At 70.8% G+C, this 1071-nt stretch carries 1 protein-coding gene; it reads left to right on the forward strand.

All coding sequences use genetic code 11. The features are described 5' to 3' along the window. The coding region (locus tag ALA01S_RS31170; RefSeq protein ID WP_157119450.1) for an amino acid adenylation domain-containing protein at window positions 1-1071 on the forward strand (1071 nt) is incomplete at both ends.

Consider the following 1071-nt stretch of genomic DNA (forward strand, 5'->3'; position numbering starts at 1 on the left):
TCGGCCTGGGCGTGCGGGCCGAGGAGCGGGTGGGCATCGCGGTGGAGCGCTCCATCGAGATGGTGGTGGGCATCCTGGCGATCCTCAAGGCCGGCGGCGCCTATGTGCCGCTGGACCCGGAGTACCCGGCCGACCGCCTGGCCTACATGGTGGCCGACAGCGGCATCGGGTTGTTGCTGACGCAAAGCCACCTGCAGGTGCCGGGTACGGAGGCGCTGGCCGTACTGGCGCTGGACACCCTGGACACCGCGGCCGAGCCGGCCACGGACCCGCAGGTGCCGGTGCATGGTGAGCAACTGGCCTACGTGATCTACACCTCCGGCTCCACCGGGCGGCCCAAGGGCGCCGCCAACCGCCACCGCGCGCTGCACAACCGCCTGGCATGGATGCAGCAGGCTTATGCACTGGGTGCCGACGACACGGTGCTGCAGAAGACCCCGTTCAGCTTCGACGTGTCGGTGTGGGAGTTCCTGTGGCCGCTGATGGCCGGCGCGCGCCTGGTGGTGGCCCGGCCGGGAGACCACCGCGACCCGGCACTGCTGCTGGCGCTGATCGTGCAGCAGCGGGTGAGCACGCTGCACTTCGTGCCGTCGATGCTGCAGGCGTTCCTGGCGCACGAGGGCATCGAGGCCTGCACGAGCCTGCGGCGCATCGTGTGCAGCGGGGAGGCGCTGGCGGCCCAGATGCAGAACGATGTGTTCAGGCGGCTGCCCGGTGTGGGCCTGTACAACCTCTATGGTCCGACCGAGGCGGCCATCGACGTCACGCAGTGGACCTGCCGGGACGACGGGCGCAGCCAGGTGCCGATTGGGCGGCCCATCAGCGAGACGCAAACGCGGGTGCTGGATGGGCGACTGAACGAGGTGCCGATGGGCGTGGCCGGTGAGCTGTACCTGGGCGGGGTGAACCTGGCGCGGGGCTACCTGCATCGTCCGGGGCTGACGGCGGAGCGCTTCGTGGCCACGGCGGGCGGGCAGCGGCTGTACCGCACGGGCGACCTGGTGCGCTGGAGTGCCGAAGGGCAGCTGGAGTACCTAGGGCGCATCGACCACCAGGTGAAGGTTCGGGGGC

Origin of the sequence: Azohydromonas lata NBRC 102462 (genome assembly GCF_001571085.1) — a bacterium.
Classification (GTDB): domain Bacteria; phylum Pseudomonadota; class Gammaproteobacteria; order Burkholderiales; family Burkholderiaceae_C; genus Azohydromonas; species Azohydromonas lata.